General features: G+C 69.4%; 20 protein-coding genes. 11 read left to right on the top strand and 9 right to left on the bottom strand.

Annotated features, from left to right (window positions below):
- Positions 1-61 precede the first annotated feature (61 nt).
- Positions 62-826, top strand: coding sequence for a class I SAM-dependent methyltransferase (locus ACFSXZ_RS32965; RefSeq protein WP_378269581.1), 765 nt, complete (start codon positions 62-64; stop codon positions 824-826).
- Complete coding sequence (locus ACFSXZ_RS32960) at positions 823-2,379, top strand: 1,4-alpha-glucan branching protein domain-containing protein (RefSeq protein ID WP_378269579.1); 1,557 nt, start codon at positions 823-825, stop codon at positions 2,377-2,379. The genes ACFSXZ_RS32965 and ACFSXZ_RS32960 overlap by 4 nt, the downstream gene beginning before the upstream one ends.
- A gap of 1 nt (position 2,380) precedes the next feature.
- Here ACFSXZ_RS32960 and ACFSXZ_RS32955 read toward each other — a convergent pair whose 3' ends face one another.
- Entirely contained in the window at positions 2,381-4,120 is a 1,740-nt protein-coding gene (locus ACFSXZ_RS32955; RefSeq protein WP_378269577.1) for a glycoside hydrolase family 2 protein, read from the bottom strand.
- A gap of 254 nt (positions 4,121-4,374) precedes the next feature.
- Between ACFSXZ_RS32955 and ACFSXZ_RS32950 the strand changes: the two genes are divergently transcribed.
- Positions 4,375-5,634: a glycosyltransferase family 4 protein gene (locus ACFSXZ_RS32950; protein ID WP_378269576.1), complete on the top strand. Its 1,260-nt coding sequence runs from the start codon at positions 4,375-4,377 to the stop codon at positions 5,632-5,634.
- A 193-nt stretch (positions 5,635-5,827) separates the two neighbouring features.
- On the opposite strand, the gene ACFSXZ_RS32945 is transcribed toward ACFSXZ_RS32950, so the two are convergent.
- Positions 5,828-7,393: a malate synthase gene (locus tag ACFSXZ_RS32945; protein WP_378269574.1), complete on the bottom strand. Its 1,566-nt coding sequence runs from the start codon at positions 7,391-7,393 to the stop codon at positions 5,828-5,830.
- A gap of 84 nt (positions 7,394-7,477) precedes the next feature.
- Complete coding sequence (gene aceA / locus ACFSXZ_RS32940; protein WP_378269572.1) at positions 7,478-8,758, bottom strand: isocitrate lyase; 1,281 nt, start codon at positions 8,756-8,758, stop codon at positions 7,478-7,480.
- Between the two features lie 213 nt (positions 8,759-8,971).
- Here aceA and ACFSXZ_RS32935 point away from each other — a divergent pair, with 213 nt between their 5' ends.
- Complete coding sequence (locus ACFSXZ_RS32935) at positions 8,972-10,396, top strand: short-chain fatty acyl-CoA regulator family protein (RefSeq protein ID WP_378269570.1); 1,425 nt, start codon at positions 8,972-8,974, stop codon at positions 10,394-10,396.
- Positions 10,397-10,471: 75 nt separating this feature from the next.
- Here ACFSXZ_RS32935 and ACFSXZ_RS32930 read toward each other — a convergent pair whose 3' ends face one another.
- Complete coding sequence (locus ACFSXZ_RS32930) at positions 10,472-10,903, bottom strand: tautomerase family protein (protein WP_378269569.1); 432 nt, start codon at positions 10,901-10,903, stop codon at positions 10,472-10,474.
- A gap of 113 nt (positions 10,904-11,016) precedes the next feature.
- Here ACFSXZ_RS32930 and ACFSXZ_RS32925 point away from each other — a divergent pair, with 113 nt between their 5' ends.
- Both ACFSXZ_RS32925 and ACFSXZ_RS32920 read left to right on the top strand, forming a co-directional pair.
- Positions 11,017-11,934: a LysR family transcriptional regulator gene (locus tag ACFSXZ_RS32925; protein WP_378269567.1), complete on the top strand. Its 918-nt coding sequence runs from the start codon at positions 11,017-11,019 to the stop codon at positions 11,932-11,934.
- Between the two features lie 34 nt (positions 11,935-11,968).
- Complete coding sequence (locus ACFSXZ_RS32920) at positions 11,969-12,508, top strand: NADPH-dependent FMN reductase (protein WP_378269566.1); 540 nt, start codon at positions 11,969-11,971, stop codon at positions 12,506-12,508.
- Between the two features lie 51 nt (positions 12,509-12,559).
- On the opposite strand, the gene ACFSXZ_RS32915 is transcribed toward ACFSXZ_RS32920, so the two are convergent.
- Both ACFSXZ_RS32915 and ACFSXZ_RS32910 read right to left on the bottom strand, forming a co-directional pair.
- The gene (locus ACFSXZ_RS32915; protein WP_378269565.1) at positions 12,560-13,501 is read right to left on the bottom strand and encodes a DUF2332 domain-containing protein; all 942 of its coding nucleotides are present in this window, start codon (positions 13,499-13,501) and stop codon (positions 12,560-12,562) included.
- 233 nt (positions 13,502-13,734) lie between these two features.
- Positions 13,735-14,490, bottom strand: coding sequence for an acyltransferase (locus ACFSXZ_RS32910; RefSeq protein ID WP_378269563.1), 756 nt, complete (start codon positions 14,488-14,490; stop codon positions 13,735-13,737).
- 36 nt (positions 14,491-14,526) lie between these two features.
- Between ACFSXZ_RS32910 and ACFSXZ_RS32905 the strand changes: the two genes are divergently transcribed.
- The 3 genes from ACFSXZ_RS32905 (at position 14,527) to ACFSXZ_RS32895 (ending at position 22,046) form a co-directional block, all read left to right on the top strand.
- On the top strand, positions 14,527-15,489 hold the full coding sequence (locus ACFSXZ_RS32905; protein ID WP_378269561.1) for a nucleoside hydrolase: 963 nt from the start codon (positions 14,527-14,529) through the stop codon (positions 15,487-15,489).
- 321 nt (positions 15,490-15,810) lie between these two features.
- Positions 15,811-16,347 carry a hypothetical protein gene (locus tag ACFSXZ_RS32900; protein WP_378269560.1) on the top strand — a complete coding sequence of 179 codons (537 nt, stop codon included), beginning with the start codon at positions 15,811-15,813 and terminating at the stop codon, positions 16,345-16,347.
- 242 nt (positions 16,348-16,589) lie between these two features.
- The gene (locus ACFSXZ_RS32895; protein WP_378269558.1) at positions 16,590-22,046 is read left to right on the top strand and encodes an ATP-binding protein; all 5,457 of its coding nucleotides are present in this window, start codon (positions 16,590-16,592) and stop codon (positions 22,044-22,046) included.
- 78 nt (positions 22,047-22,124) lie between these two features.
- Here ACFSXZ_RS32895 and fxlM read toward each other — a convergent pair whose 3' ends face one another.
- Complete coding sequence (gene fxlM / locus ACFSXZ_RS32890) at positions 22,125-23,327, bottom strand: methyltransferase, FxLD system (protein WP_378269556.1); 1,203 nt, start codon at positions 23,325-23,327, stop codon at positions 22,125-22,127.
- A 70-nt stretch (positions 23,328-23,397) separates the two neighbouring features.
- On the opposite strand from fxlM, the gene ACFSXZ_RS32885 reads away from it, so the two are divergent.
- The gene (locus tag ACFSXZ_RS32885; protein ID WP_378269554.1) at positions 23,398-23,805 is read left to right on the top strand and encodes a hypothetical protein; all 408 of its coding nucleotides are present in this window, start codon (positions 23,398-23,400) and stop codon (positions 23,803-23,805) included.
- A 9-nt stretch (positions 23,806-23,814) separates the two neighbouring features.
- Here the strand turns inward: ACFSXZ_RS32885 and ACFSXZ_RS32880 are convergent, their stop codons facing one another.
- Both ACFSXZ_RS32880 and ACFSXZ_RS32875 read right to left on the bottom strand, forming a co-directional pair.
- On the bottom strand, positions 23,815-24,012 hold the full coding sequence (locus ACFSXZ_RS32880; protein ID WP_378269553.1) for an alpha/beta fold hydrolase: 198 nt from the start codon (positions 24,010-24,012) through the stop codon (positions 23,815-23,817).
- Positions 23,973-24,212: an alpha/beta fold hydrolase gene (locus ACFSXZ_RS32875; protein WP_378269552.1), complete on the bottom strand. Its 240-nt coding sequence runs from the start codon at positions 24,210-24,212 to the stop codon at positions 23,973-23,975. Before ACFSXZ_RS32875 ends, ACFSXZ_RS32880 begins: the two co-directional genes overlap by 40 nt.
- On the opposite strand from ACFSXZ_RS32875, the gene ACFSXZ_RS32870 reads away from it, so the two are divergent.
- Entirely contained in the window at positions 24,180-24,344 is a 165-nt protein-coding gene (locus tag ACFSXZ_RS32870; protein WP_378270102.1) for a hypothetical protein, read from the top strand. The two genes, ACFSXZ_RS32875 and ACFSXZ_RS32870, sit on opposite strands and share 33 nt — an antisense overlap.
- Positions 24,345-24,350 lie beyond the last annotated feature (6 nt).

Here is a 24,350-nt window from a genome sequence, read left to right as displayed (position 1 = left end):
CGGCCCGGCTGTGGTCAACGGCGCGCGATCCGCGGTGCGGGCACCGGTTAAGGTCAGCGGCGTGACCACCTCATCCGAAGCGCTGCATCTGACCGGCGAACGGACCGTCCCCGGTATTCCCGAGGAGAACTACTGGTTCCGGCGCCACGAAGCGGCGTACCTGGCACTGGCGCCCCGGTGTGCGGGCGCGACGGTGCTGGAGGCGGGATGTGGTGAGGGCTATGGCGCGAATCTGATCGCCGAGGGCGCCACCCGTGTCCTCGCCCTCGACTACGACGAGGCGACGACCGAGCACGTGGCACGGCGTTATCCGCGACTGTGCACGCTACGGGGCAACCTCGCCGGACTGCCGCTCATTTCGTCCACTGTGGACGTCGTGGCGAGCTTCCAGGTACTCGAGCACCTGTGGGACCAGGCCGGTTTCCTCACCGAGTGCCTGCGGGTGCTGCGGCCGGGCGGGCGGGCGGTGATCACCACGCCCAACCGGCTCACCTTCACCCCCGACTCGCCGACTCCGTTGAATCCCTATCACACCAGGGAACTCTCACCGTCCGAACTGGACGAACTGGTCACGGACGCGGGGTTCGCCGTCGAGTCGCTGCAGGGCCTGCACCACGGTCCGCGCCTGCGCGCGCTGGACGAGCGTTACGGTGGCTCGATCATCGACGCCCAGCTGGAGGTCGTGATGGGTTCGCTGCCGGGGCAGGCGTCGTGGCCGGCCGAGCTGCTCGCCGATGTCGCGGGCATCGTGGCCGACGATTTCGAAATCCACGGTGACCACCTCGATGCCAGCCTCGACCTCATCGCGGTGGCGGTGGCGCCGTGACGGCCCCGTCCGAGTACGAGGGCACGTTCTGCCTTGTCCTGCACAGTCATCTGCCCTGGCTGGCTCACCAGGGTTCCTGGCCTGTCGGCGAAGAGTGGCTTTACCAGGCGTGGGCGCATTCGTATCTGCCGGTGGTGGACCTGCTGCGCCGCTTCGCCGACGAAGGCAGGCGGGACGTGCTCACGCTCGGCGTGACGCCTGTGCTGGCCGCCCAGCTCGACGACCCGTACTGCCTGCGCTCGTTCCACGACTGGCTCGGACACTGGCAGGTCCGCGCCCTGCACGCGAGCACGTTGTGGCGCACGGACCCGGTGTTGCGCGAACTGGCCGCGGCCGAACACCGGGCCGCGATCCGCGCGACCGAAGAGTTCGAGACCCGATGGCGGCACGGGTTCTCACCGGTGCTGCGGCCCCTTGTCGACGCGTCGGTGGTCGAACTGCTCGGCGGCCCGCTGACCCACCCCTTCCAGCCGCTGCTGGATCCGAGGATCCGCTCGTTCGCGCTGCACACCGGACTGGAGGACACCGCGCTGCGGACCGGTCACCGGCCCGAGGGCATCTGGGCGCCGGAATGTGGTTACGCACCGGGGATGGAGGACGGTTACGCCGCGGCCGGCGTGCGGCGGTTTCTCGTCGACGGCCCGTCGTTGCACGGCGACACCTCCGCCGCGCGCACCGTCGGCTCTTCCGACGTCGTGTGCTTCGGGCGGGACCTCGAAGTCACCTACCGCGTCTGGTCGCCGAAGGACGGCTACCCCGGGCACGCCAGTTACCGCGATTTTCACACCTGGGACCACGAGGTCGGCCTCAAACCGTCACGGGTCACCGGCCGCAAGGTGGCCCCGCCCGACAAGGCTCCCTACGAACCTTCGCTCGCGGCGGACACGCTTCGCCTGCATGTCAAGGACTTCGTGGACACCGTGGTGACCCGGTTGCGGTCGCTTCGAGCCCGGCACGGGCGGGAATCCCTCGTCGTGGCCGCCTACGACACCGAACTCTTCGGCCATTGGTGGCACGAGGGCCCGGCCTGGCTGGAGGGCATCCTGCGCGCCCTGCCGGAGGCCGGCGTCCGGGTCACCACCTTGCGTGGCGCGCTCGAAGCCGGTCACCTCGGCGCGCCCGCCGACGTCCCCGCCTCCTCGTGGGGCTCCGGCAAGGACTGGCGCGTCTGGGACGGCGAGAAGGTGGCCGACATGGTCGAGGCCAACACCTCCCTCCAGCAACGCCTCCTCGCTCTCGTTTCGGAGCAAGGGGCGTTTACTACGAATAGTCCGCAGCAAACAGCCCTTGCTTCATCGAAAACGGTGCGGGAGCTGGCGGTGAGCGAGGCGATGCTGGCGTTGTCGAGCGACTGGGCCTTCATGGTGACGAAGGATTCGGCCGCCGACTACGCGCGCAGGCGGGCGCGCGGGCACACCGAACACTTCGACCGCGTCGCCACGCTTCTGCGCGAGGGCGGGCCTCTCCGGCCGGACGCACGCGACTATGTCGACCGGTTGCTGGCCGAGGACAGCCCGTTCGGCCACATCGATGCCCGCGGCTTGCGGCCCTGAACTACTGGGATCCGGCGGCGATGACCGCACGGTTGTGCCGTGCCGCGACCGCGAAGTCGAGCTTCTCCACGCGCCGGTCGTAGGTGAGGAAACCGTTGACCTCGTTCTCCACGTCCGTGATCTGGGTGTAGATCGCGCCCGACAGCCCCTCGTCGCGGGCCAGGGTCTCCAGCTCGCGGCTCACCTCGACATATCGCTCGGTCAGCTGCGCCGGACTTGTGGTCATCTCGTACGCCTGCGGTTCGCCCGGCCAGGAATGCCCGGCCACCACCAGTCCGAGACCGCCGTACTCGCCGTCGATGACCGCCCGCGCGTCCCGCACGGCTGAGCGTCCCGGCCCGACATAGGTGTGGTCGTCGTAGAGGTCGCCCGCGCCCGAATCGGGATGGGAGTAACAGCAGTTGACCCCGCTGTTGGCGTCCACCAGCCGGGTCGGGTCGGCGGCCTTGACGGCCCGGGCGATGCGGACGGTGTCGTACTCACCCCATCCCTCGTTGAAGGGCACCCAGCCGATGATCGACGGTGCGTTGGCCAGCTGGCCGATCATCGCGGTCAACTCGGCCTCGAAGTCGGCCTTACCGTCCCGGGGAGGCGAACCGTCCGGCCCGAACCGCGGCGAGGGCATGTCCTGGAACACCAGGAGGCCCAGCCGGTCCGCCCAGTGGTACCAGCGGGCGGGCTCCACCTTGACGTGCTTGCGGACGAAGTTGAAACCCAGTTCCTTGATCTTGTCCAGGTCGGATCGCAGCGCTTCGTCGGTCGGCGCGGTGTGCAGCCCGTCCGGCCAGAATCCCTGGTCCAACGGGCCGTGCAAAAAGGTGATCCGGCCGTTGAGCGCGATGCGCGGCCTGCCAAGGGTGTCGGCGACGAGACTCACCGTGCGCAGCCCGCCATAGGAGCGCACTTCGTCGGTCTTTCCGGCGTCCTGACCGGTCAGACGGGCGGAGATGGCGTAGAGGTACGGGTCGTCCGGGGTCCACAGGTGCGGCCGCGCGACCGTGAGGCGGAGCGGCTGCCCGGCCTGCCCGCTCGCCCTGGTCACCTCGGTGCCCTGGGCGTCGTGCACCACGACCTCCACCTGTCCGTCCCCGCCGGAAACCCTTGGCGTGACGGTGAAACCGGTGAGGTCGCCGACGATGTCCAGCTTGTCGAGATGCACGGCGGGAACCGGTTCGAGCCAGACGGTCTGCCAGATGCCCGACGAACCGGTGTAGAAGATGCCGCCGGGCTTCGCGCGCTGCTTGCCCACCGCGAACGGCGCGGCCTCGTCGTGATCCTCCGCGCGGACCACGATCTCCTGTTCGCCACCGGGTTTCAGCGCCGACGTGATGTCGGCCGAGAACTCGGTGAAACCACCACGGTGGGTGGCGACCTCGCGCCCGTTCACCCAGACGGTCGCGGTCTGGTCCACCGCGCCGAAGTGCAGGAGGACGTGCTCGTCGCGCCAGTCCGGCGGCACGGTGAAAGTGCGGCGGTAGGTCATGACGTCGTCGTGCCGCCCGATGCCCGACAGCGCCGATTCCGGCGGGTACGGGACCAGGATCCGGGCCGCCCCGGTTTCGGAGCCGTGGTACTCCCAGACGCCGTTGAGGTTCTGCCAGGCCCGCCGCGTCAACTGAGGCCGCGGATAGTCGGGCAGCGCGTTGCCCGGGCCTGCCTGGTTCGTCCATTGGGTGGGCAACGGCGCCGCCTTCGCCACCCAGTCCGTCGCGTTCGCTCGCGCGATCTCCGCCGATGCCATAAGGACTCCGACCATAACGGCTGCCACCCGCCTCGGCAGCCTTCCGAAGGCGCGCGCCCGGAAACACGCACTCGTCCTGCGCACTCCTGTCCTCTCCCCTGTCGTTTCAGGCCGGTGGACGCGGTGGCTTCGCGACACGCCGGTGGTCCGGCGACGTAGCGGCACCGCCACGGCCGTGAGCAATGTCACGAACGGAGTCGTCAGGCTCTCCCGAAGGTTCTGGTCCAAGTTGACTTGTGAGTAACCTTCCCGCCATGCGCGTGCTGATGCTGTCCTGGGAGTACCCGCCGGTCGTCGTCGGCGGGCTCGCCCGCCACGTGCACGCACTGGCCCGTCACCTCGTCCGGGACGGGCACGAGGTGGTCGTGCTGTGCCGGCACGACGCGGGCACGGACGCCAGCACGCACCCGACCACGGACGTGACCGTCGACGGCGTGCGCGTCATCCGGGTCGCCGAAGACCCGCTCCACGTCACCTTCGAACGTGATCTGGTCGCGTGGACGCTGGCCATGGGACATTCCATGATCCGCGCGGGCCTGGAACTGCTCCGCAGCTGGCAGCCCGAGATCGTGCACGCGCACGACTGGCTGGTCACCCACCCCTCCATCGCCTTGGCCGAATCGGCCCGGACTCCGCTCGTCGGCACTATTCACGCCACGGAGGCAGGCCGCCACTCGGGATGGCTCTCCCAGGCGTTGAATCAGCAAGTCCACTCGGTCGAGTGGTGGCTGGCCAACCGATCGGACGCGTTGATCACCTGTTCCCAGGCGATGCGCGCCGAGGTGGCCGGGCTGTTCGAGCTCACCGCCGAGGACATCACGGTGATCCACAACGGCATCGAGGAACGCGGCTGGCAGGTCCCGGACGACGAGATCGCCCGCGCGCGGGCGACCTATGCCCCGTCCGGCGAGCCCCTGCTGCTGTACTTCGGCCGGCTCGAATGGGAGAAGGGGGTGCAGGACCTGCTCTCCGCGCTCCCGGACATCCGGCGCACGCACCCCGGCACCCGGCTGGTAGTGGCCGGTCAGGGCCGCCACCGCGAGGAACTGGTGGAGCAGGCACGCAAACTGCGCATCCGGCGCGCGGTCACCTTCGCCGGGCACCTGCCCGACCGGCAACTGCGGGCGGTGCTCGCCGCCGCGGACTCCGTCGTGCTGCCCAGCCGTTACGAGCCCTTCGGCATCGTCGCGCTGGAAGCCGCGGCCGCCGAGGCACCGCTGGTCGCCTCCACCGCGGGTGGACTCGGCGAGGTCGTGATCGACGGGGTGACGGGTCTCGCCTTCACCCCCGGAGACGTCCCGTCCCTGACCGCCGCCGTGGACGCCGTGCTCCGCGACCGTCAGGCCGCCCGGCGCCGGGCCCGCACCGCGCGCTCCCGCCTCGCCGCCGACTTCGACTGGGTGCAGATCGCGGCCGCCACGGCCGCGGTCTACCGCCGCACCCGGTTCGCCGGTCCGGCCGAGTTCGGCCGTCCCAAGATCCCCACCGGCAACGTCTTCGAGCCCTACGTCTGAACTGGAAGAAGGAGCGTTTACTACGAATAGTCCGTAGTAAACGCTCCTTGCTTCGCTTCCCGCGGACGACGACGGGCCCGGTGGGAGAGGGGGCAGTCCCACCGGGCCCGAAAGTCCGCACCCGTAAGGCCACCACGGGCGCGGGAGGGCGGTTTTCCGGTCAGGAGCGGAAAACCGCCGGTTCGAGGGGCTTCTAACGCAGGTCCGTGAGGTAGCGCGCGTAGGCGCCCGTGGTCAGGAAGCTGGGCAGCTTTTCACCGAGGGCGGTCTCTTCGAAGATCGCTCGCGCGTCGTCGAGACGGTCGCCTTCGGCCGAGGCGAGTTCCTCGTCCAGGAACTCACTCACCAGCTCGGGCGTGATCGCGGTCCCGTCGGCGAGCTTCGTGCCGTTGCGGACCCACTGCCACACCTGGCATCGCGCCGTCTCCGCACTCGTGGCGTCCGCGACGGAACCGGCGATCACCGCGGTTCCGGTGCCGCGCAGCCACGAATCCACATAGCGCAGCGCGAGGGCGATGTTGGCACGCAGCCCGTTCTCGGTGACCTCGCCGCCCGTGCTCGCCAGGTTCAACAGGTCCTCGGCGGAGACCACGACGTCTTCGCGCAGTTTGCCCCGCTGGTCGGGCCAGCCGCCGAGCACGTCGTCGAAAACCTCCTCGCACAAGGGAACCAGCGCGGGATCGGCCACCCGGGAGCCGTCGAAGCCGGCAACGGTCTCGCGTTCCTTCTCCACCCGGACCGACGCCGGGTCACTGGAAGAAACCCCGCCCATCGCCTGCGCGCCTCGCCGGTGGCAGGTCCGCACGAGCAGGTCGGTGTAGGCACGCAGGAACGGTGCGTCCATGGTCACCTGGTCGCTGTCCGGCAGGACGTAGTCCGCGCCGAGTTCGCCGAAGGTCTTGATGGCGCTGAAGAGATAGCCCGGCCGGGCGAGGTCGAGCCCTGCGGCGTGCTCGCGCAACTCGTAAAGGATCTCTTCCATCTCGAAGGCCGCGGGCACCGTCTCGATCGGCACAGTGGCCCGGACGCTGCCGCGGGGAATGCCGATTTCCTGCTGTGCCAGCAGGAAGACGTCGTTCCAGAGTCGCGCTTCGAGGTGGCTTTCCAAGCCGGGCAGGCAGAAGTACGGGCCGCTGCCCCGCGCGAGCAACTGACGCGCGTTGTGGAAGAAGTAGAGACCGAAGTCCACCAGGCTCGCCGAAACCGGACGGCCGTCGATGCGCAGATGCTTTTCCACCATGTGCCAGCCGCGCGGACGGACCACGATGGTGGCCGGCTGGTCGCCGATCGTCCGGCGCGTGTCCCAGGCCGAGGTGAGGTCGCGGCGGATCGCGTCGAACAGCGTGAGCTGCCCGCCGATCACGTTGCGCCAGGTCGGCGACGTCCCCTCGCCCAGGTCCGCGATCCAGGACCGCGCACCGGAGTTGAGCGCGTCGAGTGCCGCGTCGCGGTCGCTGGGCGCGCTGACGATTTCCACCCGGCGGTCCTCGAGCCCGGACGCGGGGGCCGCGACGTGCCATGAGGAATCGTTGCGGATCCAGCGGGACTCGTGCCGGAAGCCGAACACCTCGTGCGGATCCGCGCTCCCGGCCAGTTCCTCCCGGCGGAGGCGCCGCGCGTCGAGCAACTCACGCCTGCGGCCCGCGAAAGCGTTGTCCAGCCGCGCTACGAAATCCAGCGCGGCCGGGGTGAGAATCTCACCGAACCGCTCGGCGACTTCACCAGTGATGTGGACACGGGACGTGAACGTGTGGGACATGGCGGGCCTTCCGCTGGTCGGGGGTCGTGAGTGGACGCGGCGAGCGCCACTCACGACCCGGCCGCTGCACTGTGTCGATCGTGATCAGTGGAACTGGGCTTCTTCGGTGGAACCGGTGAGCGCGGTGGTCGAGCTCTCCGGGTTCAGCGCGGTGGACACCAGGTCGAACCAGCCGGTGCCGACCTCGCGCTGGTGCTTGGTGGCGGTGTAGCCGCGCTCCTCCGCCGCGAACTCGCGCTGCTGCAGGTCGACGTAGGCGGTCATGCCGTCGGACGCGTAACCCTTGGCGAGGTCGAACATCGAGTAGTTCAGGGCGTGGAAGCCGGCCAGGGTGATGAACTGGAACTTGTAGCCCATGTGGCCGAGTTCGCGCTGGAACTTCGCGATCGTCGCGTCGTCGAGGTGCTTCCGCCAGTTGAACGACGGCGAGCAGTTGTAGGCCAGCATCTGGTCCGGGTACTTCGCCTTGATCGCCTCGGCGAACTTCCGGGCGACCTCGAGGTCGGGCTCGGAGGTCTCCATCCAGAGCAGGTCGGCGTACTCGGCGTAGGCCAGACCACGGTCGATGCACGGGTCGATTCCGTTGTGCACCTTGTAGAAACCCTCGGAGGTGCGCTCGCCGGTGATGTACTTCCGGTCGCGCTCGTCGACGTCGCTGGTGATCAGCGTGGCGGCCTGAGCGTCGGTACGGGCCACGATCAGCGACGGCACGTCGAGCACGTCGGCGGCCAGCCGGGCCGCGTTCAGCGTGCGCTCGTGCTGCTTGGTGGGGATGAGCACCTTGCCGCCGAGGTGACCGCACTTCTTCTCGGACGCGAGTTGGTCCTCCCAGTGCACGCCCGCCGCACCGGCCGCGATCATGCCCTTCATCAGCTCGAAGGCGTTGAGCGGACCGCCGAAGCCGGCTTCGGCGTCGGCGACGATGGGGGCGTACCAGTCGATGTCGGTGTTGCCCTCGGCCCAGTTGATCTGGTCGGCACGGCCCAGCGCGTTGTTGATCCGGCGGACCACGGCCGGCACCGAGTTGGCCGGGTAGAGGCTCTGGTCAGGGTAGGTCTGCCCGGCCAGGTTGGCGTCGGCCGCGACCTGCCAGCCGGAAAGGTAGATCGCCTTGAGGCCGGCGCGCACCTGCTGCACCGCCTGGTTCCCGGTGAGCGCGCCGAGCGCGTGGACGTAGTCCTCGGTGTGCAGGAGGTCCCACAGCTTCTCGGCGCCGCGGCGGGCGAGCGTGTGCTCCTCGACCACACTGCCGCGCAGCTTGATCACGTCGGCGGCGTCGTAGGACCGCTTCACACCGGCCCAGCGGGGGTCGCTTTCCCACTTCGCGGCCAGTTCCCTGGCTTCCCGCTCGAACTGCTCTGCCATGCGACTTCTCCACCTTTGCGAATGTTGCGATGACTCCCTTGGCTACCCCGACCATGACATGCCCTGCACAGGGGCCGCTACCGCTCCAATTTGCCAATTTATGCGAATCTTCCGTAACATATTGCGAAGGTTGCGAACGAGCAGTTGGCAACTGCCGCCACTGAACCGTTTCCTTGATCGGTTCGGACCGGAAGATCTTCGGAGGATGCCCCCATGGACAAGACATTTGCCGGTGCCAAGGTGCGCCATCTTCGCGAAAACCGGGGCATGAGCCAGGCCGATCTCGCCCGTCTGCTGGAAATCTCCCCCAGCTACCTCAACCAGATCGAGCACAACTCGCGTCCGCTGACCGTGCCGGTCCTGCTCCGGATCACCGAGGCGTTCGGCGTGGACACCGAGTTCTTCGCCAGCAACGACACCTCCCGGCTCGTCGCCGACGTCAAGGAGGTCCTGCTTGACGAGGCCCTCGGCGTGGAGGTCACCAATGGTGAGCTGACCGATCTGGCGACGAACCTCCCCGCGATCGCGCAGGCGCTGGTCAAACTGCACCGCAACTATCGCACCGCGGTGGAGGCCACGGCCGCGCTCGTCACCGAGAACGGCATGGGCCTGCACGGCAGCGCCGCCGCGCCGCTTCCGCACGAAGAGGTCCGCGACTTCTTCTACGAGCGCGAGAACTACGTGGCCGAACTCGACGAACGCGCGGAGCGGATGTCCGAGGAGATAGGCCTGCGCCGTGGCAACGTGCACCACGCGCTCCTCGAGCGTCTGACCGAGCGTTACGGCGTAACGGTCACCACCGACGGGATCGACGAGGCGACCGGACAACAGCATCGCTACGAGCGCTCTCCCCGGGTGCTCCGGCTCGCGCCCAACCTCCGGATCGGGCAACGGGCGTTCCGCATGGCATCCCAGATCGCGGTGCTGGAATACGACGACCTGATCACGGAACTGGCGGATTCGTGGGCGTTCTCCGGTCAGGCCGCGCGCTCACTCGCCCGCGTGGGGCTGGCGAACTACTTCGCGGGCGCGCTGATCCTGCCCTACCGCACCTTCCTGTCCACCGCCGAGCGCTACCGCTACGACATCGAGCGGCTGTGCGATCACTTCGGCGTCGGGTTCGAAACGGTGTGCCACCGCCTGTCGACCCTGCAACGGCCCAAGATGCGGGGTGTGCCGTTCTCCTTCGTCCGGGTGGACCGGGCGGGGAACATGTCGAAACGCCAGTCCGCGGCCGGTTTCCACTTCTCGCGGGTCGGCGGCGCGTGTCCACTGTGGAACATCTACGAGGCGTTCACCGCGCCCGGCAAGATCATCACACAGATCGCCACCCTGCCCGACGGCAAGAGCTACTTCTGGATCGCGCGGACCGTCGCGCGCAACATCGGCGGCTACGGCAGCCCGGGCAAGATGTTCAGCGTCGGACTGGGTTGCGAACTGCGGCACGCCCGGCGGCTCGTCTATTCGGCGGGGCTGGACCTCGACGACCGCGACGGCGCGACCCCGATCGGCATGGGCTGCAAGGTGTGCGACCGGCAGGCCTGCCCGCAGCGGGCGTTCCCGACCATCGGCAAAGAACTGACGGTCGACGAGAACACGAGCACCTTCGTGCCCTACCCGGCGGTGCCCAAGGGCTGACGCGCTTGTCCTTTCCGGTGAGCCCGCCCGCGCGGCGGGCTCACCGGCGAAAGAAACTCCCCCGCGGGCCGGAGTTCAGTCGACCTTGCCCGCTGCCATGGCCTCCGCGGTCATCCGGGTGTCGAAGCCGGTCTCGGGGTCGATGGTCCGGCCATGCGCCCACCAGTTCTCCGCGGCGGTCTCCAGGATCGTCATCAGGATGTCCTGACGGCGGATCCCCACGGTGGCCACGAGGCGATCGGCGATGGCTTCGATCAACGCGGCCTTCTGTTCCGGGGGCCGGTGGTTGAACGTCATCCGGATGATCACCGAGTCGGGACCGCGCTCGAGGCCGAAGAACATCGGCGGGTGCAAGACGTCCTCGGGTTCCAGGTTGTGCACGACGTGGAAGAAGTCGTCCTCGGGGATCTGGAAGACCTCTCGCATCGACTCGTGGATCGCCGTGGAAATCGCTTTGCGGTATTCCGGCGTCTTGCCCTTGCGAAGGTAGATCTCGACGAACGGCATGGACATACTCCTTGAGGAATAAGGGAATCAGAGGTCGCCGGTGGTACCGGCACCATCGACGTTATGCCCCACGGGCCCATGCGGCCAGCGAAAGTCTGGCATACTATGTATGCGTGAACGTCATGGAGCCGTCGCTGACGGGCCTTCGAGTGCTGCGCGAGGTCGCCGAACGCGGCAGCTTCACCGCCGCGGCGACGGAACTCGGGTACACCCAGTCCGCGGTCTCACGGCAGGTCGCCGCGCTGGAACGGTCCGCCGGGCTGAAGCTGTTCGACCGCCGGCCAGGAGGTGTCGTCCTGACCCCAGCAGGCCTGACACTGCTGCAGCACGCTGTGGTGGCGCTGGACGCGTTGGCCGCGGCCGGGCGGGAGCTCAAGGGATTGCCGCCCGAGCGCGGCGTCGTACGGCTTGGCACGTTCCCCAGCGCCGGCGCGCTGATCCTGCCGCGCGCTCTGGCCGCGCTGCGCCGCACGCACCCTGATATCAGGGTCACGACACGCGAGACCGGGACGCCGGCACTCGTGCGCGCGTTGCGGGCGCGGACGATCGATCTGGCCATCGTCGGCTCCCGGCCGCCCTATCTGCCGCTGGACGAACAGACTCCGGCCCTGGAATGCCTGACTCTCGCCGAGACCGCGCTGCTGCTCGCCGTGCCCGCCGGCAGCGCCTTGGGGGCAGGAGGCGTTGTCGACGTACAGGATCTGGCCGGCCAGGACTGGATCGCGAGCCCGTCGAGCGCCGTCGAGCCAGGAATGGGGGTGTGGCCGGGTGTGCCGGGCCGGCCACACATCGCCCACACCGCCCGTGACTGGCTGACCAAGCTCCACCTGGTGGCGGCGGGCTGCGGGATCACCACCGTGCCCCCGGGTCTGGCCGACGCGATTCCGGCGGGCGTCCGGCTGGTCGAGGTCCAGGGCGGCGCTGCCGAACACCGACGGGTCGTCCTGGCCCGTCTCCCCGGACCGCACCCGCCCGCCGTCGGACAGATCATCCGCGTACTGCGGCAGGAAGTGGCCCACCGGTTCGCCTGAACACACCGGGTCCGCCACTCCCTAGCATCGGGGTATGACGACCACGTTCCAGCTGCTCACGATCTGTGGCAGCACACGATCCGGCTCCACGAACGCGGCGGTGCTGCGCACGGTCGCGGCGGTGGCACCCGACCCCGTGGTGGTCGACGACTACGACGGGCTCACCGACCTCCCCCATTTCGACCCCGACGACGACCGCGAGCCACTTCCTCCGGCGGTCGCGGACCTGCGCGGCAGGGTGAAGGAGGCCGACGCGGTGCTGTTCTGCACACCGGAATACGCGGGCGCGCTACCGGGCTCGTTCAAGAACCTGCTCGACTGGAGTGTCGGCGCGGAGGCGATGTACCGGAAACCGGTCGCGTGGATCAACGCCTCCTTCTCCGGCGCGAAGAACGCCTACGCCTCACTGGGGATCGTGCTCGGCTACCTCAACGTCGATCTCGTGGAGGCCGCCTGCGCGCACATTCCCGTCACCCGGGACATGGTCGGCCAGGACGGTCTCATCCACGATGACGAGGTTCGCCGCCGGATCGCCGCCGTGGTCACGGCGCTGGCCGCCCATCGCCCGAGATAGAGCCACGCGAAGCGTGTCCGTTGAGGGTGGTGGTGGGAGACGGGTGGGACTTCAGAGCCACTCGATCCAGGTGCCGTGGCCGTCGGTCCAGGCCAGCGGGCGGCCGTCCTGGACGAGGAGAGGCGCCATTTCCGGCCTCGGCCCCGGCGCCTCCACGCCGGGAATCACGCGCGGGGACTCGTTCGCCAGCCAGACCGCTCCGGTTGAAGCCACCGCTTCGGCGAAGGCTTCGCGCCCCGGTTCATCGTCGTGGAGATAGGCCAGCACCGCCGTGTGGAACACGACCAGCGTGGCGTCCGACGGCGCTTCGGCGGCCAGCGTGGCCAAATCGGTCCGCAGGTCGCCACGCACCACGCGGGGCGGATCCTGCCGCGCGATGTCGAGCGCCTGCCGGAGGATGTCGTGCCGGTACTCCTCGCCAGGCCAGATCAGCGCGTGCAGCCACGCGCAATCGCTTTCGTCGGTGATGTCGAGCGGGTTGAGGTCGAGACCGGCCCGCCAGATGATCTCGGGCACGCGGTCCGGGACCGGCGTCGCCGCGTTGGCACGACAGGACAACATCGGACTGCCCGCGATACGCCCGCCGGGGTAGTCGTAGCCGTACCGGTCGGGCAGCAGGCACAACCCGGCCGAGGCACCGACTTCGATCAGCGCGAGCGGCTCCGGCAACGCGGCGAGCGCGGGAAGCAACAGGGCGCACCGAGCGGCCTCGTTGGTCTGCGTGCGCCGGCGCATCATCACCGCACGGACCTCGTCTTCGTGCCCGAGCACCGTCTCGCGAAACGACGGCCAGTCCCGGATCGGCCCATAGAGGTATTGCACGGCGCCGTAAAGGAGATTCGGCTGCTGTTTCGGGCGTGGCAACGCGGTCAGGAACTCCCGCAGCCCCGGATCACCGGGAACGTGCGCGGAGATCTCTTCGTACACCTGGGACCTTCCGCGGGCCTCCCGTCCGAACACGCGATAGTCCCGTGCGATGTCGTCCTCGACCATGGGCCGTTCCCTCCGCGAATTTGCGCGCCCCCGCGATCGTGTCGACAGAGCGCTCCTCCCCCAACGCCTCGGATGCGATGCTGCCGGGCGCTCTGCCGCCCCGATAGCGGACTCCGACGGCGCGCGCTGTAGTCACCTTGGCAGCCGCGAGTCGCCAAGGGGAGTCATGGTCTCAGCATGCTCGCCATGACTCATCGTGTGCGACCGGTGTCACGGAGATAACAGTCCCTTTTTCAGGATTCGCCGAGGGTTTCCTGCAGGGCCTGGTCGGCCTTGCGTGCCATGTCGCGGATGGCTTCCCGTCGTTCCGCGTCGGCCTCGTAGTCGGCGCGCCGGTCGCGTACCACCCGGGCCGGTGAGCCGACCGCGATCGAGAAGTCCGGAATGTCCCCTCGCACCACCGCGTGCGCGCCCAGCACGCACCCCCGGCCGATCCTGGTGCCCCGCAACACCGACACCTTCGTGCCGATCCAGGTGTCGGGTCCGATGCGCACCGGCGACTTCACGATGCCCTGGTCCTTGATGGGCAGCGTGATGTCGGTGGTGACATGGTCGAAGTCGCAGATGTAGACCCAGTCGGCGACCAACGTAGCCGAGCCGAGTTCGATGTCGAGGTAGCCGTTGACCACGTTCTGCCTGCCGAACACGGCCTTGTCGCCGATCCGCAGCGAACCCTCGTGGCAGCGGATCGCGTTGCCGTCGCCGATGTGCACCCAGCGGCCGATTTCCAGCCTCCCGTAACCGGGACGGCAGTGGATCTCCACGCCCTTGCCCAGAAACACCATGCCGCGCAGGATGATGTGGGGGTTGGCGAGCCGGAACTTCAGCAACCGCCAGTACCGCACCAGGTACCAGGGGGTGTACGCGCGGTTCCCCAGCACCCAGCGCAGGGAGTCCACGGTGAGGAACCGCGCCTGCTGGGGATCGCGGCGCGCCAGCCACCAGGCGTGCACGCGCGAGACCACGGGCGCGCCCCACATGGATGTCATGGGACGAGACTAAAGGGTGCGAGAACGAGGACGGCCATGGGCACGAAGCTGATCATCGATACCGACCCCGGAGTGGACGACGCCTTCGCCATCGCGCTGGCCGCGAGGAGCGACGAGGTCGAGCTGCTCGGCGTGACCACGGTGTTCGGCAACGTGTCGCTCGCCGCCACCACGCGCAATGCCCTACGGGTGCTGGCCCTGTGCGGGCGCGACGACGTGCCGGTGGCGGCGGGCGCCGACCGGCCGCTGGTGCATCCCCAGCCGCGCCGGGCTTCGCACATCCACGGGCACGACGGGCTCTCCGGCCGTTCGGCCGCCCTGCCCGAACCCGGCCGCGAACCCGGGCCCGGTGGTGCGGTGAGCCTGCTGGCCTCACTGATCTCCGCCGCGAGCGAGCCGGTGACGATCGCCCCGATCGGGCCGTTGACGAACATCGCGCTCCTGCTGGCGGTCCACCCGGAGCTCAAGGCCGGCATCGACCGGATCGTGATCATGGGGGGCGGGCTCGGTGGCGGGAACAGCACCGCGATGGCCGAGTTCAACATCTGGAGCGACCCGGAGGCGGCCCGGCGGGTGCTGGTCGAGGAAGACGTGCCCACCGTCCTGGTTCCGCTGGACCTCACGCTCCGCTGTGCGGTGGAGGCGGGCTGGCTGGCCAAGCTCGGCGCCACCGGTCCGGTCGGTGCCGCGCTCCACGCGCTGACCCCGGACTACCTCGAGGCCTACCGGAAGGTACTCGGCTGGGACGGGATGGCCGTCCACGACGCGGTCGCGGTGGCGGAGGCGATCAGCCCGGGCATCCTGCGCACCGAATCCTTCCCCATCGACGTCGACTGCTCGGCGGGGCCCGGCCGCGGTGCGACGCTGGTCGACCGCAGGCCGCCCGGCGCCCGTGGGGTCGGTGAAGGCGAGGTGGCCGGGGCCCGGGCCGACATCGCGGTCGACACTGATCTCGACGGACTCCGGGCCTTCCTGTTCGACCGGCTCTCCCGCCCTTGACCGGCCAAAGTGGACAGTCGCGCTACCGCGACGGCGGTTACGGAGAATAACGACCCGCTCCCCTTGGCGCGGCCCGGAAAACGGGCTGGAGACCGGATTGTGGCGCACCGCCGCGATCGTGCGATTGCCCCGATCGCCGCCCCCTCTGGTACGAACGGGCAATCGCTCCGCCCCTGACGAATGTCCGCCCGCAATGCCCTGACCTGCATGGATTCGCACCAGACCACGGTTTGGACAAATTGTGGACATTACGCGCGGCGAAAACACCGGCATCCCGGCATAGGTTCGGCGTCACCGAGGACAGGCCGGAAGGGGACGCGAATGATGAGGAACCGCTTGTCGGCGGCCGGGGACCTCCGGTGTTACATCGCCAGGGGAAGGTCGGGAGAATCGTTGCTCACGGTGAGCTTCGCGCTGGAACGAGGGCTGGAGCTTCGTTTGGCCACCGTCGAGGCAGAGGTCAGCTGTCGCGCGACCAACCTGCCCGGGCCCCGCACCGACCCGCTGTCCGATCTCGTCCGGGCGCTCCGCATGTTCGCCACGGGGAACCCGGACGTCTCGTGCCGCTGGCCCGCCGACCGTGGCGGCTGTTTCCTGGATCTGACCCGCATCGACGAGCGCCGCTGCGGGCTCGCGTTGCACTCCTTCGCCCAGCCCGACTGGCTCACCGACGAGACCTGGCTGCCTCGGCGGGGCTCCCTGCTCTTCGCCGCCCAGGTGCCGGTTTCGAACCTGGTAAGCGCTTTCATCCTCGCCTTGGAGGAACTCCGCGCACGTGAGGACTTCGGCGAGCAGTGGCCCTGGCCGTTCCCCCAGGTCGAGCTTTCACGCCTGACCGCCGCCCAGCAACTCCCCTAGCGACGGACCCGGGCAAATGGAGCGATGAGTAAACAACTCATCGCTCCATAACGTGCGCCACTCGCCGACGTGAGCCGGGTCATGTCGACTTGTCGATGGTTGGCGGGATCCCACAAACTTCGGCCGTGCCAGGTAGCGGTTCCCACCGTTTCCGTACCCGGCGGTAGCGAGAAGAGTAGAGAGCGCGGGCTCCTGCTGTGGGGGTTCCGCCTTGCTGGTGCCACTCTTGGGAGGCTTGCTCGGTGTTCCGCCGCATCGCCATCGTCAACCGCGGAGAAGCCGCCATGCGGCTGATCCACGCTGTCCGCGAGCTCAACGCCGAGACCGGGGCACCACCGATCGAAACCATCGCCCTCTACACCGAGGCCGAGCATGCCGCGACCTTCGTCCGCGAAGCCGACCACAGCCACTGCCTCGGGCCCGCGTCCGCGCGCCCCTACCTCGACCACACCGTCCTGGCCGAAGCGCTGACCGCCACGGGCGCGGACGCCGCCTGGGTCGGCTGGGGCTTCGTGGCCGAAGACCCGGCCTTCGCCGAACTCTGCGAGTCACTCGGTGTGCAGTTCATCGGTCCGAGCGCGGACGCGATGCGCAAGCTCGGCGACAAGATCGGCGCCAAACTGATCGCCGAAGAGGTCGGCGTGCCGGTGGCGCCCTGGAGCCGCGGACCGGTGGAGACCCTCGATGCCGCGCTGAAGGCCGCCGAAAACATCGGGTACCCGCTCATGCTGAAGGCCACCGCGGGCGGCGGCGGCCGGGGAATCCGCGTTGTCCGCCACGCGGACGAACTCACCGAGGCCTACGAGCGCACCAGCCTGGAAGCCGAGCGCGCGTTCGGCAGCGGTGTCGTGTTCCTGGAACGCCTGGTCACCGGCGCCAGGCATGTCGAGGTCCAGGTCATCGCCGACGGACAGGGCACCGCGTGGGCACTCGGCGTGCGTGACTGCTCGGTCCAGCGCCGCAACCAGAAGATCATCGAGGAGTCGTCCTCTCCCGTCCTCGCGCCGGAACAAGCCCGCGAACTCAAGAACGCGGCCGAGCGTCTGGCCTTGGCCGTGGGCTACCGCGGCGCCGGCACCGTCGAATTCCTCTACCACCCCGGCGAGAAGCTGTTCGCCTTCCTCGAGGTCAACACGCGACTGCAGGTGGAACACCCGATCACCGAGGCGACCACCGACTTCGACCTGGTCAAGGCCCAGCTCCACGTCGCCGCGGGCGGCAGGCTGACCGGGCCGGTCCCGCCCGAAGCCGGCCACGCGGTGGAAGCCCGGCTCAACGCGGAGGACCCGGACCGCGACTTCGCGCCCGCCCCGGGCCGGATCGTCCGGCTCGACCTGCCGAGCGGGCCGGGTATCCGGGTCGACACCGGGGTCAGCGAAGGCGACACCATCCCGGCCGACTTCGACTCGATGATCGCCAAGATCATCGCCTACGGCCGCACCCGCGACGAGGCACTGTCCCGGCTCCGCCGCGCGATCGGCGGCACCACCGTGATCATCGAGGGCGGCGCGACCAACAAGAGCTTCCTGCTCGATCTGCTCGACCAGCCCGAGGTGATCAGCGGCGCGGCCGACACCGGCTGGATCGACCGCGTGCGCACCGAAGGCCGCCTGGTCTCCACCCGCAACTCCGGGATCGCGCTGGCCGCCGCCGCGATCGAGGCCTACGAGGACTCCGAACTCGTCGAACGCCAGCGTCTGCTGTCCACCGCGCACGGCGGCCGTCCCCTGATCCAGCACGAGGGCGCCCGGCCGGTCGATCTCAAGCTTCGCGGCGCGACCTACCGGGTGACCGTGGCGAAGATCGGACGGCGCCGCTTCCGCGTCGGGATCGGCGACACCCACACGGTGGACGCCGAAATCGAGCGGTTCGACGGTCACGCGGGCCGGATCACCGTGAACGGAAAGCGCTTCCGCCTCATCACCGCGACGCACGGCACGATTCACCACGTCGAGGTGGACGGCGTGACCCACCGGGTGAGCCGGGACGAGGGCGGCGTGCTCCGCTCCCCCGCGCCCGCTCTGGTGGTCGCCACCCCACTGGAGCCCGGCGCGGAGGTCGAGGCGGGCGCGCCGGTGCTCGTGCTGGAAAGCATGAAGATGGAGACCGTGCTGCGCGCGCCGTTCCCGGCGAAGCTGCGCGAATGCCTGGTCTCCGTCGGCAGCCAGGTGGAAACGGGCGCGCCCCTGCTGCGCCTCGAGCCGATCGGCGACGGCGCCGACGCGGTGGCCGAAACCGAGGCCGTCGACCTGGAACTGCCCGCGGAACCGGCCGGCCGGTCGGCCGAGGTCCAGGTGCGCGAGGGCATCGCCGACCTGCGCAGCCTGCTGCTCGGCTACGACGTCGATCCCCGCGACGAGCGCCGGGTGCTCTCCGGTTATCTCGCCGCGCGCGCCCGGTCGAAGGGCAGGCCGCTCCCCGAGGAAGTCGAGCTCCTGGAGGTCTTCGCCGACCTCTCCGAGCTGAGCCGCAACCGGCCCGCGGGCGAGGAGACCCACGCCGACACCCGGGTCCACAGCCCCCGCGAGTACTTCCACACCTACCTGCAAAGCCTCGACGTCGAGCGGGCCGGACTCTCGGAAACCTTCCGCACTCGGCTCGCCCGGGTGCTCGGCCACTACGGCGTGACCGACTTCGAGCGCACCCCGGCGCTGGAAGAGGCGGTCTTCCGGATCTTCCTCGCCCAGCAACGGGCCTCGTCCGACGTGGTGATCGCGACGACTCTGTTGCAGCAGTGGCTGACCGAAGCGCCGCCGTCGGACGATCTCCGCGATGTCGTCGGACAGATGCTGGAACACCTGGTCTTCGCCACCCAGGTCCGTTTCCCGGTGGTCGGCGACCTGGCCCGCAACGTCGTGTTCCGATGGGCGGCCCAGCCGATGCTGCGCCGCAAGCGCGCCGAGGTCTACGCCGGGGTCCGGCGCCACCTCAGCCACCTCGACCGGCATCCGGACGCGCCGGACCGCGCGGAGCGGATCGCGCGCATGGTCGCCTCACCCGAGCCGCTGGTGCGGCTGCTCGGTCAGCGCATGAGCCGGGCGGGCGTCACCGACCACGGCCCGATGCTGGAGGTGCTGAGCCGCCGCTACTACGGCAACCGCGGCGCGACGGATGCCCGGTGCCTGACCATCGGCGGGCAGTCGTACTTCACCGCCGAATACGACCTCGGCGGCAAACCGTTCCGGCTCGTGGCGGCGGCCACGGACTTCGACGACCTGCCGGCGACGCTGACGGACGTGGCGAAACTGGGCGGTTCCGCGAACTTCGTCGCCGACATCTACCTGACCTGGCACGATCAGCCGGACGTCGAAGAGATGGCCACGTCGTTGCACGAGGTGTTCGAAGCCGCGGATCTGCCGGCCGGCCTCGAGCGCGTGACCATGACGGTGGCCGGACGCAGTGGCGCCGTCATGCACCACCACTTCACGTTCCGTCCCGAGAGCGGTGAAGACCGGATCATCCGCGGCCTGCACCCGCAGATCGCGCGGCGCCTCGAGCTGCAGAGGCTGCGCGAGTTCGACCTGACCCGGCTGCCTTCGGCCGACGAGGACGTCTACCTCTTCCGTTGTGTCGCCCCGAAGAATCCGTCGGACGAGCGGCTGGTCGCGATGTCGCAGGTGCGTGACCTGACTCCGCTGCGGGACGCCGAGGGGCGGATTCTCGCCCTGCCCGCGGTGGAAGGAGCGCTGGACGCCTGCCTCGACGCCATCCGCAAGGTCCAGGCCGGACGGCCGGCGAAGAAACGCTTCGACACCAACCGGATCTTCATCTACGTGTGGCCGCCGAGCGAGCTGAGCCTCGCCGACCTCAACGGTCTCGCCCAGCGCGTGCTGCCGAGGACCACCGGCGCCGGGCTGGAGGAAGTCCAGTTCCTCGGCAGGCTGCGCGACCCCGCGACCGGCGAACTGCACGACATCGCGGTGCGGATCTCCTACGAGAACGGCGTCGCGCTTTCGGTCGGCGAGCCGACCACCGAGCTGATCCAGCCCCTCGACGACTACCGCCAGAAGGTGCTGCGGGCCCGTCGCCGTGACACGGTCTACCCCTACGAACTGACCGACATGCTGGCCGGTCCTCGCGGTGGCTTCGTCGAATACGACCTGGACGACACCGGCGTGCTGGTCCCCGTGGAACGGCCCAAGGGACGGAACAAGGCGGCCATCGTCGCGGGTGTGGTGACCACGCCGACCGAGCGGTATCCCGACGGCGTCACCCGGGTCGTCCTGCTGGGCGACCCCACGAAGGCGCTGGGCGCGCTGTCCGAACCCGAGTGCTCGCGCGTGATCGCGGCCCTCGACCTCGCCGAGCGGATGCGGGTGCCGCTGGAGTGGTTCGCGTTGTCCGCGGGCGCGCGGATTTCCATGGACTCCGGCACCGAGAACATGGACTGGGTGGCGGCCGCGCTGAAGCGGATCGTGAGCTTCACCCAGGACGGCGGCGAGATCAACATCGTGGTGACCGGTATCAACGTGGGCGCCCAGCCGTACTGGAACGCCGAAGCCACGATGCTCATGCACACCAAGGGAATCCTGGTGATGACCCCGGATTCGGCGATGGTGCTGACCGGAAAGCAGGCGCTGGACTTCTCCGGTGGGGTGTCGGCCGAGGACAACTTCGGCATCGGCGGCTACGACCGGGTGATGGGGCCGAACGGCCAGGCGCAGTACTGGGCGCCGGATCTGCGGGGCGCCCGCAACGTGCTGATGGCGCACTACGACCACACCTACATCGCGCCCGGCGAGCCCGGTCCGCGGCGGGCGTCGACCTCCGACCCGGTGGACCGCGACATCTCCGGCTACCCGCATGCGGTGCCGGACAGCGACTTCACCACGGTGGGGCAGATCTTCTCGCGCGAGGCCAATCCCGATCGCAAGAAGGCCTTCGACATCCGCACCCTCATGCGGGCGGTGGCCGACGCCGACCACCCGATCCTGGAGCGCTGGGCGGGCATGGCCAACGCGGAGACCTCGGTCGTCCAGGACGTGCACCTCGGCGGCTGGCCGGTCTGCCTGATCGGCATCGAGTCGCGTTCGGTGCCACGGCGCGGTTTTCCGCCGAACGACGGGCCGGACGCCTACACCGCGGGCACGCTGTTCCCGCGGTCGGCGAAGAAGACCGCGCGGGCGATCAACGCGGCCAGCGGCAACCGGCCACTGGTCGTGCTGGCCAACCTGTCCGGCTTCGACGGCTCACCCGAGTCGATGCGCAAGCTCCAGCTGGAGTACGGCGCGGAAATCGGCCGGGCGATCGTCAACTTCTCGGGCCCCATCGTGTTCTGCGTGATTTCGCGGTACCACGGTGGCGCGTTCGTGGTGTTCTCCAAGGCGCTCAACCCGAACATGACGGTGCTCGCCGTGGACGGCTCGTTCGCCTCCGTCATCGGTGGCGCGCCGGCCGCCGCGGTGGTGTTCGCCGGCGACGTCAACACGCGGACCGCGAACGACCCACGGGTCAAGGAAATCCGGACGCGGCTGGCCGGGGCGACCGGCGGGGAGCGGGCGACGCTGGCCACCCGGCTCGCGGAGGTCGAGTCCTCGGTGCGGGCGGAGAAACTCGGCGAGGTGGCCGCCGAATTCGACGGGGTGCACAGCATCCAGCGGGCGGTCCGGGTCGGCTCGGTCGACGCGATCATCCGGCCGGAAGAGCTGCGCCCCCAGCTCATCGCCGCGATCGAACGGGGCGTGGCTCGCGCACGGTAGGCCCCTGGAACTGGAGGAAGGTGTGTTTACTACGAATAGTCCGTAGTAAACACACCTTCCTCCATAACGCGGGGCGGGTCAGGCCGGCGACCAGGACAGGACGAGGCGGGTGTGGGTCTTTTCGATGACCGGACCTCCGGCGGGCACAGCCTCCGGCCCGGCAACCGGGTAGGCGTCGACACGCAGGCCACGGTCTCCCGGTCTGCCCGCCGCGTCCCAGTCCCGGACCAGACTCGCGAGCGCGTGGGCTCGCTCGCCACCGGCCGGCCCGTACCCGACCGCGGCGAGTTCGGTGCGGCCAGCGAAGACCGCGATGCCGTCAGGAGCGAGCAACCCGGCCGTGTACCGCTGATCCCGCATGGTCAGCGGTGCCTCGGGGAGTGAGGCGGTCTCCGCGCCGGTCGACTCGGTCAGCAGGCACCACGCCGGTTCCCTGCCTGCTATCCACAGTCCGAGCCCGCCGAAGAGCGCCCGTGGATCGACGGCCACGCCGACCGGAACCCGGACGGCGGGCCCGGCGAACGCGGCCGGCAACGCCCGCGGATCGTGCTCGCCTCCGTGCGGCAGCGTGATCGTGAACTCGGTGTCCCGATTCAGCACCCGCGTCTGTTCCGGCCCGGCGAAGGAGCCCCGGATCCGCATGAATCCGCACGGCAGCACCGACCGGCTCGCCCAATGCCCGTCCTCCGCCTCGAACGCCACGGAGCGCTGTGGGCCGCCCAGATCCAGCGGCACCACGATGCGCCCGCCAGGTGCGAGCTGGTCGAACCACGCGGGCGCGAGGTCCCACACGCCCACGGTGGCGATGACGCGGTCGTACGGCGCGCGTTCGGCGCGCCCCTCGGCCCCGTCCGCTCGCACCACGGTCACGCCGGGGTACCCGGCCCGGTCCAGATTCTCGCGGGCACCGGCGACCAGGTCGGCGTCGATGTCGACGCTCACCACCTCACCGCCGGGTGAAACCAGCCGGTGCATCAGCGCCGCGTTGTACCCGGTTCCGGCACCGATCTCCAGCACGCGCAGGCCCGGCTCCAGGGCGAGTTGCTCCAGCATCAGGGCCATGATGGCCGGCTGCGACGACGAACTGATGGGCTTGCCCTCACCGTCACGCTTGATCACGATCGGAAGGTCCTCATACGCTTCGTCGACGGGGACCCCGGGCAGGAACAGATGACGCGGTACCGAACCGAACGCATCGAGCACACGCTCGCCGACGACGCCCTCATTCACTCTGAGCCGCTCGACAAGATTCTTTCGTAGAGACTCCGGTGTCGTCCTCACCCGATAATTGGATCACGAACGAACGTCCTCCGACGGCACGTTCGGGGACGACAGCGAAAGGGAGGGCAAGATGGGATTGGCCAAAGTCTGGGTGCGCACCTTCACCGACGGGCTCATCCGCGCCGACCAGATCATCGGACTTTCCACGCATCCGACGCCGGCCCTGTCGGGCAAGCCCGCGCACTGGCTGGTCGACGCCACCCTGGCGGTATCGGTCGGCAGCGGAGGCCAGGAGGGACTGAACATCAGCGCGCTGCACCGAACCCTGCTCCAGACCAGGACCGAGCCGGTCGGCGCGCTCGAAGCCTTCGCCCAGTTGCTGTCGCGGCTGCACGACCGCGACCCGTCCGGGATCATCACCGCGAAGCTCGGGGAGACGGCCGCACCCGACGGCCGGACGAGCCGGGTGGAGTTCGGCTTCACGCCCTTCACCGACGCCGTCCAGGGAACCACCAGCGGTGATCACACCGGTTCCTGACCGCCGCGACTATCCTTTTCGGACAGTCGCGACACCCGAGACCGCGGCGATCTCGTCGATGATCGACGGCCACAACGGCTCGGGCAGGCCGGCGCCAAGGCCCGGGTAGACGACCAGGCGGGCGCCGGGGATCGCCGCCGCGGTGGCGCGGCCCCCGGCGACCCGGGTCATCGGATCTTCGGCTCCGTGCAGGACCACGGTGGGCACCCGGATGCCCGCCAGTTCGCCCGGAGAACGCGGAGAAGGGTCCTCAGCCGGGGCCCGCCGATACCCGGCGACGGCGTGGCCCCGAGCGAAGTCAGGGTGCGCACCCGGTCCGGATGCCGCGTGGCCATCTTCTGCGCGATCACACCCCCCAGCGACGCTCCGACGACATGTGCGCTGGGCCATCCGACCGCGTCCAGCACCGCGGCCGCGTCGTCGGCGAGGTCGGGCAGCCCCGTTCCACCAAGGCCCGGCAGAAGCCGTCGGGCCAGGCGATCATCTGGGACACACCCGTGATCAGCAGCAACGGTTCCCCGTTGTGCAGCTATTCTTGACCGTAT

It is taken from the genome of Amycolatopsis pigmentata (assembly GCF_042684065.1).
Classification (GTDB): Bacteria; Actinomycetota; Actinomycetes; order Mycobacteriales; family Pseudonocardiaceae; genus Amycolatopsis_E; species Amycolatopsis_E pigmentata.
Note: the sequence above shows the minus strand (reverse complement) of the source record. Positions and strands in the feature narration are given on the sequence as shown.